Here is a 16,924-nt window from a genome sequence, read left to right on the forward strand (position 1 = left end):
GTGTGTTAAATTATCGGAAACATAACCGGAGGTATTACTTGAGTTTCTTTACTAGAAAAGATATGGGAAGGATTTACGTAATCCGAATGGAGTTACCTGACGGAGAAATTATCCACAAGATAGGAATGTGCTTTTCTGACAGAGCTACTGACCGTATGATGGAGTTGTTAAGGTCTTGGTTTGTTAAGTACCGCTATGTTCCTTATGCGGAATTGCGGTTGGATATGGCTTGCTATAATCCGAAAGAAGTGGAGAAGTATATCCACAGGATTTTAGATAGGAATAGGTATTCTTGTGAACATAAGGTACAAGGAAGCACTGAGATGTTTAGGGGAGTTGATGAGGTTAGATTGCTAGTATTTTTGAGAAGGTTTAAGGATTCGGTTGATCCGTATTGTCCTGATCTTGATAAGAGTGGATACGATATTGTTAATGGGTTGTTGAGTTATGAATGAGTTAACGCTGCCGATTGTTAAGAAGCACTTGAATAGTGTACAGGCTAAGTATTTAAAGCAAGAGCACGTCGATACTTTGAATAAGATTGCTAAGGACCCTGAGTACGGTGAAGAGTTTGTACATATTTATATTGAAAATATGGAGGCTATTAGCAGCAGTTCCCGGTTTAAGCAGGAGCATTACATAAATGCTGTTAAGTTCTATACGCTTTTGGAGTCTGGCTATAATTTAACGCAAAGTTATATGAAGGTTTTTCCTGATAGGGCTGAGAGGCGGAGAGAGGTTAATCCCGAAACTTATGAAGTTGTTATCAGGAATGAGGCCAGTAGGTACAATACTTCGGCCATAGTTAACAAGATACGGGAATTTTCTTCACAACCTGTTAAGTTATTATTTAGGCATGTGCTTTTAGAGGCTATTGAGACACAAGCTAAGTTAATGAGGAATTCCAAGTCAGATCATGTAAGGCAAAAAGCATCGGAAGTCCTTATTAGAGAGCTTAAGCCAGATGAGACCAAGCTTGAAATAGGGTTTGATGAGGAAACAACATCCGTTATTGATGATTTGCGTAAAGCAGCAGAGAAGTTGGCAATAAGTGAAATGAATTCCGTTAAGGCAGGTATTCCTCTTAATGACATTTCTGAAAGTATCATTATTGATGTAACGCCGGAAGAAGCCGATGAGTGAAAGAGGTCTTGAGGCGTTACTGAATAAGGTTGATTACTCCTATCTGGGTAAAGGTTATGTCCCTTCCCCTTTTGCTCTTGAGTTTATTGCTTTTATTAAGTTGGTTAACGGTGTAGAAGGCGAAGAGAATAAGCCTGCTTTAATACATTACGATATGATGGACCAGTTCTCAGGTACTTCTAAACATATCCAAAACCTTTTTGTAGCTTTCAGGGGAGCATCTAAAGCACTTCCTTTAACGACACCTATCCCTACGCCTTATGGGTATAAGACGATGAAGGAAATAGCAGTAGGGGATTACATATTTAGTCGTAACGGAGGTGCGACGGAGGTCACTAGCGTTAGTCCGATATTTATTAAACCTGTCTATAGAATTTCGTTGGAAGATGGAAGGTTTTTAGATGTATGTGAAGATCATCTTAATATCGTTGTAGACGAACAAGGTGCTGAAAAAGTAGTACCTACTAAGGAATTACTTAATATTAGTGAAAGGTTTTATATCCCTTTATCTAAAGGTGTTCTTTACGACCACAAGAAGCTTCCTGTCGATCCTTATACGTTAGGATGCATATTAAGTAATGCTGTTATTCCAAAGCATACGTTCTCACCCGTGCTTAATGTCAGTAAGGAGTTAGGTTTACACATTATTGATAAAATCCCTTACCCTGCTCACATGCAAGATAAACATATCATGCCTTCCTACCTAACTCATATAAAAGGCGTACATAAGGCTCTGAGAGAGGTTGTAAACATAGAAGATCGAACATTCCATGAAGACTACCTCTATGCATCTAAAGAGCAGCGTATGGAGCTGTTACAGGGGATTATGGATACTTCCAACCTCGATGAGTTAGAAGAAGCTCTGAAAGCACAGGTAGTGACGCTTGTTAATAGTCTTGGAGGGTATGTCAAGGACGATGTAGTACACATGGAAGAGTGCCCTTACAGTTTCCCCGATAAAGTAAAGGAATGGGTTCCCTGTTCAGGAAAACTGGAGGTTATAGGTATTGAAGAAGTGCCTGTAGTACCTTCTAAGTGTATTACTGTTAGTTGCCCTAGTGAGTCTTTTTTAGCTAAGGATTACTTAGTAACCCATAACACTTCTGTACTGCATGAATACTTCATTCTCTATTTGGCTACTTACGGAGGGCTTAAAGGATTTGGTGAAGTACATGCAGGAATGTACATTTCCGATACGATGGAAAATGGCGTTAAGAATATGAGGAAGAACTTAGAAGAGAGATGGGAAACTTCTCAGTTTCTTCAGAAGTATGTTCCTAAAACCAAGTTTACGGAAGATTTGTGGGAGTTTGAAAATATAGACGGTAAAAGGCTGGGTTATGGGGGATTTGCTGTAGGTTCCAGGATTAGGGGTTTTAAGTACAGGAAAAAGAGACCTTCTACTTGTCACTTAGATGATCTGCTATCAGAAAATAATGTTAATTCCCCTGGCGTACTTAGTGATATAGAGGACTTAGTGTATGGGGCTGCTAGGCAGGCTATGGGGCCAGGTAAGCGTCTATTATCTTGGACAGGAACTCCTTTTAACAAATCCGATCCTATACATTCGGCAGCAGAATCAAAATCGTGGAATACTAGGGTTTACCCCGTATGCGAACAGTTTCCAGTAGAAAAGAAAGATTTTAGGGGTGCTTGGCCTGACAGGTTTGACTTTAATTTTGTTAAAAGAGAGTACACCTCTTTGCTGGAATCTGGAAAAATTGATATGTTCAATAGGGAGTTAATGTTGCGGGTTGCTTCTGAAGAGGATCGTCTGGTCAAGGACGATGATTTAGTTTGGTATAGCAGGGATAAAGTATTTATTAATAAATCCCGCTACAACTTTTATATAACTACAGACTTTGCTACGAGCAATAGACCAAAAGCAGACTATAGTGTCATTATGGTTTGGGCTTACACTAATAACGGAGATTGGATGCTTGTAGACGGTATATGTAAAAGACAGTTAATGGATAAGAACATTGAACAGTTGTTTAAGTTCTGTAGTGTCTATAAGCCCCTTTCCGTAGGCATTGAGATTAATGGACAGCAAAAAGGGTTTATTGAGTGGATACGAGAAAAACAGATTGAAAAAAATACCTACTTTAATCTTGCTGGTCCTAATTCTGAAGGTATTAGACGGTCCGGTAAAAAGATTGAGTATTTTAAGTTATTTCTACCTGTAATTAAGGCAAAGAAGTTATGGCTTCCAACAGAACTTAAGAATCACGAGCTGGTAGTAGAGCTTTTAGAAGAATTTAGATACACTACCGAGGAAAAGTGTGCAGCTAAGAATGACGATGTATTGGACGGTGTTTCTATGCTTATGGAAATGTCGCCTTATAAACCAAGTCAGGAATCTTTGCCTAAAGTTAAAGACTATGGCGGTGAATCTTTTGCATGGTTTGATGAAGACTACGATGAAGAGCTTAATTCAGTCGGTAGTACAATATTCTAAGGATACGTAAATGAATGTCAGTGAAGCTATTGAATTACTAAAAAATGCAGAGCTTAACCAGTTGCATGTAAAAGACGATAAAAACGCTGTGTTAGGTTTTATTAACTTAGGTATCCTAGAAATTCATAAACGTTTTCGACTATTAGGAGGTGAAGCGCTAGTTACTCTTAGAAGTGGTAAAAAAGAATACGTTTTAGATGGAGAAGATATTGATGTGGCTATTGATCTAGATGGTCACGATATTTTAGACATAGAGGACATAATAGAAGAGGCGGACGGAGAGGAACAATTAACACACCTAATGGACAGTAAAGAAGGAATTCAAGTATCCCAGTACAACCGAATAAAAGTTGATTCCCCGGAAGAAGGAAAGAGTTTACTGGTTACTTACAGAGCAGCCCCTTCCTTTCTTGTACATGAAAAACAACAAATACCCCTCCCTCCCCAATTTATTGAAGCTCTATTCCACTACGTAGGTTATAGAGGTCATGGCGCTATTAGTGGAGAATTGAATAAAGAAAACAACTCCCATTATCAAAGGTTTGATAGAAGTTGTCATAATATTAAAAGTAATGGTCTTTATAACGCTAATTCTCTAAGTAGCGATAAATTTACTATGCGTGGATTTGTTTAGAAAGTTCATGAATAAACCTACACAAAAAGGGTTTTTGGTACGAACTAAGTATACGAATAGTTGTACTTTAGGGGTTCTTATAGTTGGGGGCTGCATGTTTCACACTATAGAACCTCCTTGGAGGAACAATAGGCGTAATGTCTCGTGTATACCGACAGGGCAGTACCTATGCACGTATCTGCCTAGAAGTGCGTCAGGAAAGTACAGAAAGGTTTACCACATCAGGAATGTCAATAATAGATCAGGAGTGCTGATACATAACGGTAATTTAGCTAGGCATTCTAGAGGGTGTGTAATATTGGGACTTAAAAAAGGGCGGTTAGGAGGACTATTTGCTGTACTAAGAAGCAGGATGGCTCTAACCAAACTAGGAAAACTTTTGAACAACTCTAACTTTATATTGAAGGTGGTGTGATGTCTTTTCTTATAGATGTTCTAGCAGACTCGACGGTAGGTACTTTCTTATCAGGCATAAGCGGTCTTATAGGTGGTTATCTGACTAAACGTGAGAACAGGTTGCAGATGATCATTTCTAACAAGCATGAATTAGCTATGTCTGAGGTTGAAGCTAAAGCTGCTGAATTTGAACTTAAAGCCTCCATAACGGCTGCTAAGCATAAGCTTGATATGGCTCAGCAAGAAGGTGAGATAGCTCAAGAATTGGCAGAGATTGAGCATGAAGCAGATATGGAAAGATTAGCTGCTGAGACTTTCAAGGAGGGTGTTGTAGCTGCTAACTCCAACTTAGGCGATTCATGGATTGATAACTTCCGTAAGTTGACCAGACCTACTTTGACTTGGGCACTTTTCCTTTTTGTTGTAGGTGTTTTTGCAGTATTGCAGCATCAGGTAGGCGGTATTGTAAGTGATGATACAGAGCTGCTTGTTAAGATTTATGTTTATTTGATCAGCTCTATGATTTACCTAGCTATCATGGCGGTGTCTTGGTGGTTTATGTCTAGAGGTGAAAACTCGGTAAAAGCTATAAACGGAATGTTTAAGTAATGGTAGAAGATAACTTAGACTTTAATACGCGGTTGGTTAAGAACGAGATGGACATTGCCAACCTTTCAAGATCTGTTGGACAAATAGCGTCATCTGTTAATGATTTGTCGGATTCTGTGCATGACGGGTTTAGAGATATACACAATACTGTTTCCGATGAAGTCAGTAAGGTTTATGATAAGGTTTATCAAAGTCAAAGAACTTCTTGGCCTACCTTGCTTGCTGGCTTCGCCATATTTGTAACAATAGCTAATTTTCTAGTTACCCAGTACTCACAACAACAAAAAGTACAAGACGATATCCTTAGCAAACTACAAGACACTTTAATTGAACAGGCGTACAAGAACGGTCGTATGGATGAACTGACTATTACAATTTCTAGTAGGCTAGACCGGATTGACCAAAGGGCTAATAAATGAGTAACCAAACAGTCAGTTCAAATACTGACTTGGAATCTGTTATAGCCGCAGGTCTTACTAACGGAGACTCTATAACAATAGATAAAGGAGTTACGCTTACTTGTACAGAAACACCTTCTGTACTTCCTGGTGAAATAATTATCGATGGGGAGTTACATATTGATGGACTTTCCATATCTTCAGGTAATGTCATTAATTTTACAGGAGCTTATGGAGAAAGTTTTACTGTAGGAGGACAAGGTACTCTTAGAGTGACAGGAGATTGGTATTCTTTAGGAACAACAGACGGTACGGATAACCAGTCAATCTCCTTGTCCTCATATTGGGGAGGTGAGTTCGAGGATGTCATACCTGCTATATGGATAGAGACAGGCCGTAGAATCGATTTTACTAACCCTACCGGTACTAGCCCCTCTGTAGGGGATTTTGTCTACTTAGACGGCTCTAAAGACCCTGCTGGACCTATTAAGGAAGTACACCCTACCTACCTCGTAGTGAAATACCTTATAGGCTCTTTTGCTGATAATGACACGATATCTGTTAGAAAGGTCGTCGATAACGAAGGACCAGACTTTCAAGAGGTGTGGACAGCTACAGCCGTCCAGGATGTTAAAGAAGCAGGTGTCTATATGGAGTTTGGCAACTGCTCTACAGGTGGAGTGTCTAGACTTAATGAAATGCCTACAGGTATGGGGGGTTTTGTTTTTGATCACCTTTACCAATCTAATACGTTAACTTTAGGTGGATGGATACCGCCTAGTGGTTGTGATATCCGAATACCGAATGTTCACTTCAGCACTGCTGATTCTTCTAGTTTTAATTCAGGGAATACCTATTTTGATGGAAGTTCTTCTGAAGGCAACCCTTACAACTTAAACACTTCTAGCGCAGGAGAAGTCCTGTTTAGTGTTATGAATGTAGGTTCTTCTTGGTTAGGTTGTTCGTCTGCTTCCAAATTTGAAGCTGAGTATGTCGGTAGTAATATGGAGATGGGATCACAGGCATGTGGTTCTAAGGCTATATACAACAATTGTGTGGCTTGTAACAACCTACTTAGTGGTGGTGACTGGGTTAGTACACGATTTGCTTTTAGAGCAGTCGATCTTGTGTTTGGTGCAACTATTAATGAATGTCTGGTTGTCGCAGGACAAGTTGCTTCTTTCCACATAGGCTGTACTACATCATTAGGTGTAGATATTAAAAATAGTGTTTACTGTATGGGAGGATTAACAGTCAATGATGGAAACGAGACTTACCCTCTAAATTTTGAATCATCAAAGCAAGTAGTATTAGAAAATAATATTGTTGTAGCAACTGACCACGACCAAAGGGATGAGTTGTTGTACATAAGAGGTTGTGAGGATTTGGACTCTACCAACCTAATAATGTCTGCAACAGTGGATGAGACTTTTGCACAGGAAGAAAGGGATATGGTTAGGATTTCCCTTAATTCTAATCAAGTAAAGTTTAAAGGTATCCAAATACTCGGTAATGGTATGGGAGGTAATACCTTATGCAGAGTTGTAGACTCGTCCGGCATTAAAATACGTGCTGTAGGAATGATAGATGAAAAGATTGATTTCGGTACAGATGCAGAATTCTTCTTAATTGCTGAAGGTCTAGTTAGTGATGTAGATATTGCAAGATGTTGGATACAGAACGTATCTAGCGAAGGTTTCTTTCAAGCTCCTACTACTTCCAGGAATTTCTCTATTACTAACTGCTCAGGTAATTATGGAAATGTCTTACACCCTCAAGTTGGAGACAATATAAAAATAAAAGGTCTTCATGGCGGTAGTGGAAGTTTTTCATCATCGTCAGGAGGTATTGATTCAGACTTACCCGCCTCTTATGGATCACACTTCCACGACTGCTTCAGGAGTGATACGTCAGGAGCTATATTCTTGATGTTTACACCTAAGACAGAAACTACCACTTATGCCTATACGGTTGTTTCAGGAGACCCTAAGTTTTTTAAAGACGGTACAGTAGATTTGGGAGCTGGGGATGTGATTGAGTTTGATATGCTTTATTCCGCTAAAGGGCATAACTCTTTTACAGGAGTTTATACGACTTCCAAAGGTTCTGGTGCGGCATCGGACGGAACGGATGAATGGGGAAGTTCAAACGTTACTATCGAATTTCAGTACACAACGGGTACAGGGTTTAATGGTACTTGGTTGGACCTAAGAACACCTAGCAATCTTACCAGTATTACCGGAATGGTAGGAGGTATTAGACTTAAAGTAAGATTAACAGCTCTTGATTCAGTAGAGAGTATAGACGGTCTTGTTATCCATACTAATACGTCTTTGATTGACCAAGCATCTAATCTGTATCCTATTGACCAAGTACAGTCCACATTTACAATAGATGGCTTAATAGAAGGTTCTATTGTAGAAATCTATGACAATGAAATAGAAAATCTCCATAATCACGATACTTTATTAGGAAGTAGTGAAAATTCATCTACGTCTTTTAACTTTATACATAAAGAAACAGATAATGAAGTAGTGGTTAAAACATTTAAAGAAGGTTATGTAGATCAGGAAATACCCTTTACACTTAAGGCAGTTGACCAAACTTTGACAATAATACCGGAGATTGATGAAAATGCTTCCATTAACTGATATAAAAGCAGATAGAAAAATAGTAGATGGTGTTCCAAGTTCTTGGACTATTTCATTAGGAGGTGAAGTATTGTATACACTGCCTAAGCACTTTAGTCCTGCTGAAGTTGTTTTAGTTAAAGATGCTGTTATTCGTGTTTTTAATATGTACAAGGACGAGTTAGAAGACAAAAATAGTAAGGAACGTGCTGACAGTCTTACTGAGATAAATAACAAAATACGGCTATTAACAGAGGAAAATCACAGACTGGCAGATATGCTGGAAAATGTACTTAGCGACTAATTTTTAAGGAGTATACCTCTTGGCAACCATAGACCTTTCCAACTACACGACCTCACTATTTTTAGCGAGTTCTAATTCATTCACTGACGGTAACGTGTATTTTGATTACACAACCGGAACAGTAGATTACGGAGACTCTACAGACTATCCTACATTAGACTTAACATCTCATGGAGGTGGGGCTACAGACCCTAATCCTTTGAGTAGGGATGATGGTCTTAAGTTAGAAGCTTTGTATGCGTTTGAAACACGAATCCGCAGACTTAACCCTACCAGAAGACCTTTTGCACGATTCACTCATGCCAAGTTCCGTGATGGTGGTGCTTTTAGTTTCGTGAATGGACGTGCCCCTTTAAACGATGCTACAAGAAATATGCATAGGGGTTCTGGGTGGGATGAGAAAACTGGCGATACCATTAACAGGATATACTTCAATGTCAAAGGGCTAGGACAAATTGATTCAGCCTCTAATGTGTATTATCAAACCTCTCAATTCGGTACTGCTGTAGACTATTCAAAAGCCGGTAATGTGGATCAGGCTATTCAGGTATACGGTGATGCCAGTAATGGAGATTTTGACAACAGGTTTTCCAGCCACTACCTGTCTGTAAGAACCTACGGCAATAACTACGACAGGATAGATACCAGCGGTACGTTAGGTATTTCCAAGCTTGGTGGTTTCTCTACAGGTGCAGCACTTAACGAAGACTCTCATCTAACAACCAGTGAAGCTACTTACCCATTAGCGGATGTATATACGTCACCCATATCCCCTTGGGACCAGATGTCTTTGGAGAAACTAGCTACTCCTTCAGTGCAGACCGGATTTGCAGGACCAGATGGAAGTTTTACTTGGGTAGTCAGAAACCCTGCTGGTGGTAGTTTAAATCAGGTAATTGCTTTCCTTGATGCCGTAGCTCAAGCAGATGCCGTTGTAACTACGGGTGAAGCGCTTCTTAACGGTAAGCAGTACAACACATGGTACAAGTACTCTCCAACAGGCAAGATCACTCCTGTATCTGGTGAAGGCAATACATTGGGTGTATTTATCGAAGGACTTAGCGGAACTGACTTGCTTCGGTTGGAATACGTAGACGATAGCCAAACAACTTGTGTCTATCCAATCTACACTCCTGTCACTGTCGAGATAGGTCAAGGTGCTATTGACGACCCATTAGCTTGGTTCCATGCTTTTCATGTAGTCGGCTATAACACTGCTGGCTATGTAGAATACGAAGATGCTTCTGGTAACGTTGTGTCTGGTGATGCAGATTCAAGCTCTCCTTTCATTTCAGGCTCTAACACATTTGTTAGTTTCCAGCATGACTTCACAACTGACGGTTCTGTAGATGTTATTTTTATCTGTGATGGAGATGGTGGTGTAGCACAGTCAGAGACTATCATGACTCTTGCTGATACTACCGTTAATGCTTCTTGCATCCCTCCTGCTGAAGCTAATATGTAATTGAGCATATGCCTGTAATATCTCACATAGACGGATTTAATAGGTTGATTTATCTGCATCCAGATACGGTAGATTCTGTCATAGAGCCTATTGATATCTACAGAGAAGTCAGAACACTTAGAAGACTCAGTACTGACTTAAAGGCCTGTAGTAACTTCATCAGTATGGAAGGGTATGTCAATATTGGGCCTGGCAAGTACACTGAAAGATACGCAATATTGCTTGACGGTACTCGAATTGTTCCTTACGACACTACCCAAACACTAGAGATTACAGGACATAAGATTATTACAGATGACGGTAAAGAAGGTGAAAAATGTTTTGACCTTTCTTATCTGAGTCCTTCATCCGCAGTAAGTTTCATATACACACCTAAACAAGTAGAAGTTATTACGGTATCAGTAGGCTCTTCTGTTACTCCTGATGATATTACTGATATAGGACAGGAAGTAGCGTCTCGCTTAGACCCAATAAAAGCTAAGACAGACCAGATGGTTTTTACTAAAAATAATGAGCTAGATGTGAATGTCAGGTCTAAGAACAACGCTACTCTGTATGGTGAAGGGATCAAGACTAACAGATGGAGAGGTTCTCCTTAGTGGCAAGCTACGACAGAGACAGCTTTAGTACAGACGCTTACGATGAAGATGCTCATTGGTTTGACGTTGTAGTCGCTAAAGCAGGTGCTATTATAGTCAGACTGAAAGTGTCTGTAACCACTCTTTTAACTACTAGGGTGAGAGTATGAAAATTACAGTACCTCTAACCATTAGCCGTAAAACAGGTGTCAGAAGTGTAGTAACTACTTCTTCGACTACAGTAGTCCGTTGTGGTTTTTATAATGTATCGATAGTCCGTACTGCTGACAGGATATTTAAAACATTAAAGGTTAATTCATGATAAACGAAGAAGTCTTGCAAGTCGGTGTTGTAGGAGCTGTAATAGAGGCACAGGTTGTAGAATGGTCTGCTGAAAGCAATCAAGAAGAAGTAGTAGATATGTCTTCTGCTACTGATCTAGTCATGAAGGTACAGAGACCAGATAACACCATTATTGCGCGTACAGCGTTACTCAGCAATGACGGTACTGACGGGCTAGTTTACATAGCCACTGTGGAGGGTGATCTAACTATGCACGGTACTTATATGATGCAAGTAAGTTTTACGTTAAGTAACGGATGGAGTGGGCCTTCAAGAATTAACAGCTTTGAAGTAGAACCTAATTTAGGCAACTAGAATGGATAAGAAATTAAAAGAATCAGAAATACTGGAATTCCTTAAGGAAGACTTGAAAGCTGCTACCCCCTTACATAATGAAGCTGTAGGGAAGGTAAAAGAATGGAGAAAGCAGTATAAAGGAGAGCCTTACGGTAATGAGCAAGATGGTAAATCTAAGATAGTATCTAGGGATATTCGTAGAGCAGACGAATGGCAACATGCTGCAATAAAAGATCCTTTTGTATCTGGTCCTGATATTGTATCAATGTCTCCTGTAACTTTTGAAGATAAGCCATTAGCTGAACAAAATGAGGTAGTTCTTAATTACCAGTTTACTCGTCAATTTAATCGATACAAGTTTATTACAGATGTTGCAAAACTGTACAACCAGGATGGAACAATTATTGTTAAAACTTCGTGGGAATACGAAGATAAAGTAGAAAAAGTAAAAATTCCTGTAACAGAAGTAAATCCTTTTACGGGTGAAATTGTAGTAGTAGGTGAGAAATTAATAGACGATATTACTGTTATTGTTAATAAACCCAGCGCTCAGGTTTGTAGGCTAGAAGATATCTATGTTGATCCTACTTGTCTAGGTGATTTAGATAAAGCTCAATTTGTTATTCATGAATACGAAACTGACTTAAGCACTTTAAGAAAAGCTAAAAAATATAAAAATCTGGAAAAAGTTGCCAAGAAGTTGTCGCAGGGTATTTCGGATACTTCTTTTGATCCCAATGACGATACGGGTTTTGTATTCAGGGATGTGGCAAGGAAGAAGGTAGTAGTAAGGGAGTACTGGGGTAACTTTGATGTAGACAATGACGGAGTAGCTGAGCCTGTCGTGTTCTCATGGGTAGAAGATACAATCATACAAGCAAGGGAGAATCCTCTTCCTGATAAAAAAATTCCCTTTATTCTTGTAGGCAATGGTGTTGAACCTTTTGGCATATACGGTGAAGGTTCCGCAGAGCTTATTGGAGACAATCAAAAATTATCTACATCTATTAAGCGAGGTGTCATAGACAATATGGCCAACTCCAATAATGGGCAAGTCGGTATTCCGATTGATGCGTTCCCGGATAGGCTAAATAGAAAAAGATTCCTTAATGGACAGAGGTTTGAGTTTAGAGGAAACAAAGGCAATTTTTATCAAGGTTCTTATAACCAACTGCCTAGTTCTGTATTTCATATGCTTGATCTCATTAACAACGATTCAGAGAGCTTGTCGGGTAGTAAGTCGTTTGCTGGTGGTATAACAGGTACAGGTCTTGGAAGTACAGCCACATCCGCTAGGGGAGCCTTAGATGCTGCTTCTGTACGACAACTGGACATTATAAGAAACATCTCTGAAAACCTTATTAAAAAGCTTATACGTAAGTGGATGGCTTATAACAGCGAATTCCTTAGCCCAGAAGAGGTTACCAGAATTACTAATAAGCCTTTTGTACCTTACAAAGATTTAGATGTCGAAGGAGCGATAGACGTTCATATAGAAGTATCTACTGCTGAAGATATGTCCAGTAAGGCATCACAAATTGCTTACGTATTTCAAACGGCTGCCCAGTTTGTTGATGAAGGTGTACGAAATATGGCTATTGCCGAATTCTTCAGACTTAACAGGCTGCCTGATCTTGCTGAAGCTATTAAGAATTATGAACCTACCCCCGATCCTGTACAGCAAAAAATTAAAGAACTTGAATTACTCAAACTAGAAGCAGAAATAAGAGAAAGAAACTCAAGAACGTCTGAAAATGAGGTTGATAAGCGTGTAAAAGAAACTGCTGCTCAACTAAACATTGCTAAAACACAATCTCTAAAGTCTGATGCTGATCTTAAAGACTTGGAGTTTACCGATAGGGCTTCTGGAATACAGTTTGAGGAAAGAATGTTAGAAAAGGACCATGACAGAGATAGTGCTATTTTAAAACAGGGCCCTAGTCTTGCTAATAGCTTAGGGTTATAGGTTTATTGACATAAAGTACAGTTAGGAATACCCTATATTCGGATACACAAACTTTATAAGGAAACGTGATGGACGATACACAAGAGAATGAAGAAGTATTAAGCCAGTATATTAAATACGGAGAAGCCCTTAAGGAGTTGAAAGAAGACCCTAATTTTAAACTATTAATTACAGAAGGGTATATCGAAAATAATTCAAAAAGTTCTATCGATATGTTGTCAATACCTCAAGTTATTGAATCAGGCGAACGTCCTCAAATTATTGAAAGGTTGATTGCCGTTAGTCATTTAACTAATTATTTGAAGTATGTAGCTGACAGCTACGAATACGCCATATCTCCTAAAGAGGGCTCGGAAGATGAGTAATGAAAGGGATGAAATTTTAGACAGTGATGAAGACCCTATGGAAGGGCTTGCGAGGCTGAGAAAGGAAGAGCAAGAGAATAAGAATTCTGAAGAAAGTACGGATAAAGAAGATAAAGAAGTAGCTACTGAAGAAGATAAAGAAGTAGTTTCTGAGGAAGAACCAGAACCAGAATTAGGCAGTCCTGAAGAAGAAGGAGAAGAAGACTCCCAGGACAGTACTCCTAAAACTCGTAAATTTAAAGCAGACGGTCAAGAGTACGAATTTACTGAACAGGAGATGTTGGACAAATTCGAGGAAGTATTTGGTAAAGCTGTAAATTTTACTAATAAGTCCCAGAAGATAGCTCCACACATGCGATGGATTTCCGCTATTGAGCAACAGAATCTTTCTGAAGATGACATTTTTCTAGCCTTAGATGTGTTGAAAGGAAACAAGGACGCTATTAATCAAGTTATTAAAAATAACGAGATCGATCTATTTGATTTGGATAGTGGTGAAACAGATACGGATTATACCCCTACACCATACGGGGATGATCCATTAACTCAGCAAGTCAAAGAAGTGGTTTCTACTATATCTAAAGACCCTGAGTATGAAATTACTGCTAATGTAATTACTAAACAATGGGATGAACAATCCCGTGATTTTTTTGCGAATAACCCTTCTTACATAGAAGGACTTCACAATGACATTCGCAGTGGTTTATTTGACAAGGTAGCTCCTTTAGCTATGAAAATGAAGGTTTTTGGTGATAGTTCCAAATCTGACCTGGAATATTACGTTATGGCAGGTGAAAAGATTTCACAACAAGAACAGAGTAACTCTGCTAAAGCCTCTGTTCGCCGTAACGAAGACATTATCCAGCAAGCAGAAGAGAAGTCACGAGAAGCCGATAAACGACGATCTGCATCCTCCACAGGAACAAGATCAGATCGTGGTGACGGTTCTATCGACTACTATAGCGATAGTGAAGAAGATTTCGATGCTTGGATCAAAAAGGTCAAGGCATCCCAGTAAAGGTATAAGATAATGGTTGATAACGTATACGGTGGAGTCAGCGGTAACTCCACACATGGACAAAATACCCAAATCCATTTTTATGATAAAGCGGGTATTAAAGCTGCTAACGAGATGTCGGTGTACTCTCAGTTTGCAGATCGTAAATACATGCCTACTAAACGAGGCATGACTTACAAAACCTCTAAGTGGTTACACATCTATGATCGTGAAGTTATTTCTTCTGATTTTGATAAGTATGGCTACTTAACAGGCCGAAACGTAGCGGACGTGGAGTCCGGGCTTGCTGACGCTACTCTTCCTGAAGGTTCTGGTCCAGCTAATAAGCGATCAATTAAGAAGGTCACTGTAGAAACTTCTTTTGCTCGTTATGGCGAAATGCTTGACTATTCTGATGAAGTGGAGATGTTCTCTGAAGATGCAGTACAAGTTCACTACCACGAAGAATTAGGACGTTTAGCTAACATTCGTAACGAAGATCTGGTTCAGTTAGAGATGCTTTCTACTACTACTGTTCTGTATCCTGGAACAGCTACCAGCCCTCACACTGTCGGTATTGATACAACTGCTGCTGATGGTTCAGAAGATGGCCTCTCAAGGTATTCATACGACTTGTCTCGACGAGCTACTATGATTCTTGACCGTAACCGAGCTGTTAAGAATACGGAAATTGTAGATGGTGATGTAAAGGTAGATACCCGTACAGTCAATAAAGCTTACTACGCTATCGTTGGTGCTCAGGTTAAATTTGACTTGCCTAAACTGACTCGTGGTGACTCTTACGAGAAAGAGTTTGTCTACATTCCTACTTCAAAATACGCCTCTGGTGCTAAAGATTTAGCTAAGGGTGAAGTTGGTGCGATGGACGATACTCGATTCATTGAATCAGAAACAGCCGTAGTCTATCGTGGTGCTGGTGCTCAAGTACCTGCCGGTTATGTAGGTACTTTGTCTCACACTACTTTGGACGCTCCTGCTGCTGCTGCATTAGAAGCTTCTTTAGGTTCTCCTGGAGTTTATAACGCTGGTGAAACTCGGTTTGACGTATTTCCTGTCCTGTACCCGACTCAAGGTTCTTTTGCTACAGTAGGTCTTAAAGGCAAGAATAAAATCATGTTTCACAAAATGGCTCCTGGTGAGCTGGATCGAACCAATCCTTACGCTAACCAAGGGTTCTTTTCCTATAACTTCTGGTACGCTGGTCTCATTCAACGAGAAGAGCGTTTACTTAAAGTTATGGTTGCTGCATCTGCATAACGTTAAATCTAAAGATGGGTCTGTTCCTAGGCCCATCACTTAATCTTAAGGAATTAAAATGTCAAATGAAGTGAGAGACGAACTTTTAAAAAAGGCGGAAGAGATGGGATTGGAATTCCCTAAGAATATCCCTACCGATAAGTTGCAGGAAAAAATTAACCATGCAGAAACTCCTACAATTAACGAAGTAAAAACTGCCAACAAAGTACCTTCTGATGCAAGGTCTAAACGAATACGTTCTTTAAAGGAAACACGTATCGTAACTATCACTAATCGAGAAGCCAGAGAGAGTGAAGTATTAAGTACTGTTAAGCTGTCTGTACACAACATGTACGGTTCTATCAGTAAAGAGGTTCCTTTGGATATCCCTGTAGAACTTGAGACTGTGCTTATTGAGCATTGCAAGTCTATTATGTTTACTTCTGTCAAACCTGAAATTATTGACGGTAAACCTACAGGTAACAGCATAGCTGTACGTAGACGTAAGTTTTCTGTCAGCTATGAAGATGTTGACTAGTGTTCTTATTAGGCACTCCTGTCGAATTGCGGTGGGAGATTCTTCCAACAGAGTCTCCACCCAGCTTTGATTTAGTTGTAAAAACCCCCAGCAATACTATCAGCTATCAGGGACCAATAGCTGACTACACCCCTCCTACCTCTGAAGATAGCGGACTTATCCTATACACTATTACTCCTGAAATAGAAGGGCTGTGGTCTATCGAGTTAGTAGTAGGGGTATCCGATAGTTACGAACGAATATCCGAATTCAGCCTGTTTGTATTTTCTGCAACCGATACCTTAGCCGGATCAACTGCAAAAAGAACATCAAGAGGTTCTTTCAGTTCTACAATAGAAATACCTACAAGTCTCAGTATGGCTCTTGTAAGCTCATCTGATGGCTTTTCTAGAAACCCTCCCCCTCTTGTAGCTAAACCTTACTTAGACACACAAAGCGTAGACTCAGTGGTTGTTTTGGTGGATGTAGAGAATATTCATAGAGTACAGCTTACCGATAAGGCAAAGTCCCATATCGTACAGGACAGCCTAAGAAATACAATTTTCTC

Annotated in this window: 18 protein-coding genes; all 18 read left to right on the forward strand. The window is 39.6% G+C overall.

Annotation, left to right across the window (positions count from 1 at the left end):
* The first annotated feature begins 38 nt into the window (after positions 1-38).
* Complete coding sequence (locus E4680_RS12405) at positions 39-455, forward strand: GIY-YIG nuclease family protein (protein ID WP_135282736.1); 417 nt, start codon at positions 39-41, stop codon at positions 453-455.
* Positions 448-1,143: a hypothetical protein gene (locus E4680_RS12410; RefSeq protein ID WP_135282737.1), complete on the forward strand. Its 696-nt coding sequence runs from the start codon at positions 448-450 to the stop codon at positions 1,141-1,143. The genes E4680_RS12405 and E4680_RS12410 overlap by 8 nt, the downstream gene beginning before the upstream one ends.
* On the forward strand, positions 1,136-3,601 hold the full coding sequence (locus E4680_RS12415; RefSeq protein ID WP_135282738.1) for a hypothetical protein: 2,466 nt from the start codon (positions 1,136-1,138) through the stop codon (positions 3,599-3,601). Before E4680_RS12410 ends, E4680_RS12415 begins: the two co-directional genes overlap by 8 nt.
* A 10-nt stretch (positions 3,602-3,611) precedes the next feature.
* The gene (locus tag E4680_RS12420) at positions 3,612-4,235 is read left to right on the forward strand and encodes a hypothetical protein (RefSeq protein ID WP_135282739.1); all 624 of its coding nucleotides are present in this window, start codon (positions 3,612-3,614) and stop codon (positions 4,233-4,235) included.
* A 7-nt stretch (positions 4,236-4,242) separates the two neighbouring features.
* Positions 4,243-4,650: a DUF5675 family protein gene (locus E4680_RS14665; protein WP_422666681.1), complete on the forward strand. Its 408-nt coding sequence runs from the start codon at positions 4,243-4,245 to the stop codon at positions 4,648-4,650.
* The gene (locus tag E4680_RS12425) at positions 4,650-5,240 is read left to right on the forward strand and encodes a hypothetical protein (protein WP_135282740.1); all 591 of its coding nucleotides are present in this window, start codon (positions 4,650-4,652) and stop codon (positions 5,238-5,240) included. Before E4680_RS14665 ends, E4680_RS12425 begins: the two co-directional genes overlap by 1 nt.
* Positions 5,240-5,659 (forward strand): hypothetical protein, encoded by a 420-nt coding sequence (locus E4680_RS12430; protein WP_135282741.1) that lies wholly within the window; start codon positions 5,240-5,242, stop codon positions 5,657-5,659. Before E4680_RS12425 ends, E4680_RS12430 begins: the two co-directional genes overlap by 1 nt.
* Entirely contained in the window at positions 5,656-8,289 is a 2,634-nt protein-coding gene (locus E4680_RS12435; protein ID WP_135282742.1) for a hypothetical protein, read from the forward strand. Before E4680_RS12430 ends, E4680_RS12435 begins: the two co-directional genes overlap by 4 nt.
* Positions 8,267-8,572, forward strand: a complete 306-nt coding sequence (locus E4680_RS12440; RefSeq protein WP_135282743.1) for a hypothetical protein — start codon at positions 8,267-8,269, stop codon at positions 8,570-8,572. Before E4680_RS12435 ends, E4680_RS12440 begins: the two co-directional genes overlap by 23 nt.
* A 19-nt stretch (positions 8,573-8,591) precedes the next feature.
* Complete coding sequence (locus E4680_RS12445) at positions 8,592-10,037, forward strand: hypothetical protein (protein WP_135282744.1); 1,446 nt, start codon at positions 8,592-8,594, stop codon at positions 10,035-10,037.
* 44 nt (positions 10,038-10,081) lie between these two features.
* A complete protein-coding gene (locus tag E4680_RS12450) occupies positions 10,082-10,636 on the forward strand; it encodes a hypothetical protein (RefSeq protein WP_135282745.1) in 555 nt (184 codons plus the stop codon).
* Positions 10,637-10,933: 297 nt separating this feature from the next.
* A complete protein-coding gene (locus tag E4680_RS12455; RefSeq protein ID WP_135282746.1) occupies positions 10,934-11,272 on the forward strand; it encodes a hypothetical protein in 339 nt (112 codons plus the stop codon).
* Position 11,273: 1 nt separating this feature from the next.
* On the forward strand, positions 11,274-13,220 hold the full coding sequence (locus E4680_RS12460) for a portal protein (RefSeq protein WP_135282747.1): 1,947 nt from the start codon (positions 11,274-11,276) through the stop codon (positions 13,218-13,220).
* A 68-nt stretch (positions 13,221-13,288) separates the two neighbouring features.
* Positions 13,289-13,585, forward strand: a complete 297-nt coding sequence (locus E4680_RS12465) for a hypothetical protein (protein ID WP_135282748.1) — start codon at positions 13,289-13,291, stop codon at positions 13,583-13,585.
* Positions 13,578-14,603, forward strand: a complete 1,026-nt coding sequence (locus E4680_RS12470) for a hypothetical protein (protein ID WP_135282749.1) — start codon at positions 13,578-13,580, stop codon at positions 14,601-14,603. The genes E4680_RS12465 and E4680_RS12470 overlap by 8 nt, the downstream gene beginning before the upstream one ends.
* Positions 14,604-14,615: 12 nt before the next feature.
* A complete protein-coding gene (locus E4680_RS12475) occupies positions 14,616-15,860 on the forward strand; it encodes a N4-gp56 family major capsid protein (RefSeq protein WP_135282750.1) in 1,245 nt (414 codons plus the stop codon).
* A gap of 58 nt (positions 15,861-15,918) precedes the next feature.
* Positions 15,919-16,377: a hypothetical protein gene (locus E4680_RS12480; RefSeq protein ID WP_135282751.1), complete on the forward strand. Its 459-nt coding sequence runs from the start codon at positions 15,919-15,921 to the stop codon at positions 16,375-16,377.
* On the forward strand, positions 16,377-16,924 hold a 548-nt coding region (locus E4680_RS14330), incomplete at its 3' end, for a hypothetical protein (RefSeq protein ID WP_205688930.1). The genes E4680_RS12480 and E4680_RS14330, both read left to right, overlap by 1 nt.

The organism is Candidatus Macondimonas diazotrophica, from assembly GCF_004684205.1.
GTDB lineage: Bacteria > Pseudomonadota > Gammaproteobacteria > UBA5335 > UBA5335 > Macondimonas > Macondimonas diazotrophica.

Coding starts and splice junctions, on each gene's coding strand:
- E4680_RS12410 (WP_135282737.1), top strand. CDS start 448: ATGAATGAGTTAACGCTGCCGATTGTTAAGAAGCACTTGAATAGTGTA.
- E4680_RS12415 (WP_135282738.1), top strand. CDS start 1,136: ATGAGTGAAAGAGGTCTTGAGGCGTTACTGAATAAGGTTGATTACTCC.
- E4680_RS12420 (WP_135282739.1), top strand. CDS start 3,612: ATGAATGTCAGTGAAGCTATTGAATTACTAAAAAATGCAGAGCTTAAC.
- E4680_RS14665 (WP_422666681.1), top strand. CDS start 4,243: ATGAATAAACCTACACAAAAAGGGTTTTTGGTACGAACTAAGTATACG.
- E4680_RS12425 (WP_135282740.1), top strand. CDS start 4,650: ATGTCTTTTCTTATAGATGTTCTAGCAGACTCGACGGTAGGTACTTTC.
- E4680_RS12430 (WP_135282741.1), top strand. CDS start 5,240: ATGGTAGAAGATAACTTAGACTTTAATACGCGGTTGGTTAAGAACGAG.
- E4680_RS12435 (WP_135282742.1), top strand. CDS start 5,656: ATGAGTAACCAAACAGTCAGTTCAAATACTGACTTGGAATCTGTTATA.
- E4680_RS12440 (WP_135282743.1), top strand. CDS start 8,267: ATGAAAATGCTTCCATTAACTGATATAAAAGCAGATAGAAAAATAGTA.
- E4680_RS12455 (WP_135282746.1), top strand. CDS start 10,934: ATGATAAACGAAGAAGTCTTGCAAGTCGGTGTTGTAGGAGCTGTAATA.
- E4680_RS12460 (WP_135282747.1), top strand. CDS start 11,274: ATGGATAAGAAATTAAAAGAATCAGAAATACTGGAATTCCTTAAGGAA.
- E4680_RS12465 (WP_135282748.1), top strand. CDS start 13,289: ATGGACGATACACAAGAGAATGAAGAAGTATTAAGCCAGTATATTAAA.
- E4680_RS12470 (WP_135282749.1), top strand. CDS start 13,578: ATGAGTAATGAAAGGGATGAAATTTTAGACAGTGATGAAGACCCTATG.
- E4680_RS12475 (WP_135282750.1), top strand. CDS start 14,616: ATGGTTGATAACGTATACGGTGGAGTCAGCGGTAACTCCACACATGGA.
- E4680_RS12480 (WP_135282751.1), top strand. CDS start 15,919: ATGTCAAATGAAGTGAGAGACGAACTTTTAAAAAAGGCGGAAGAGATG.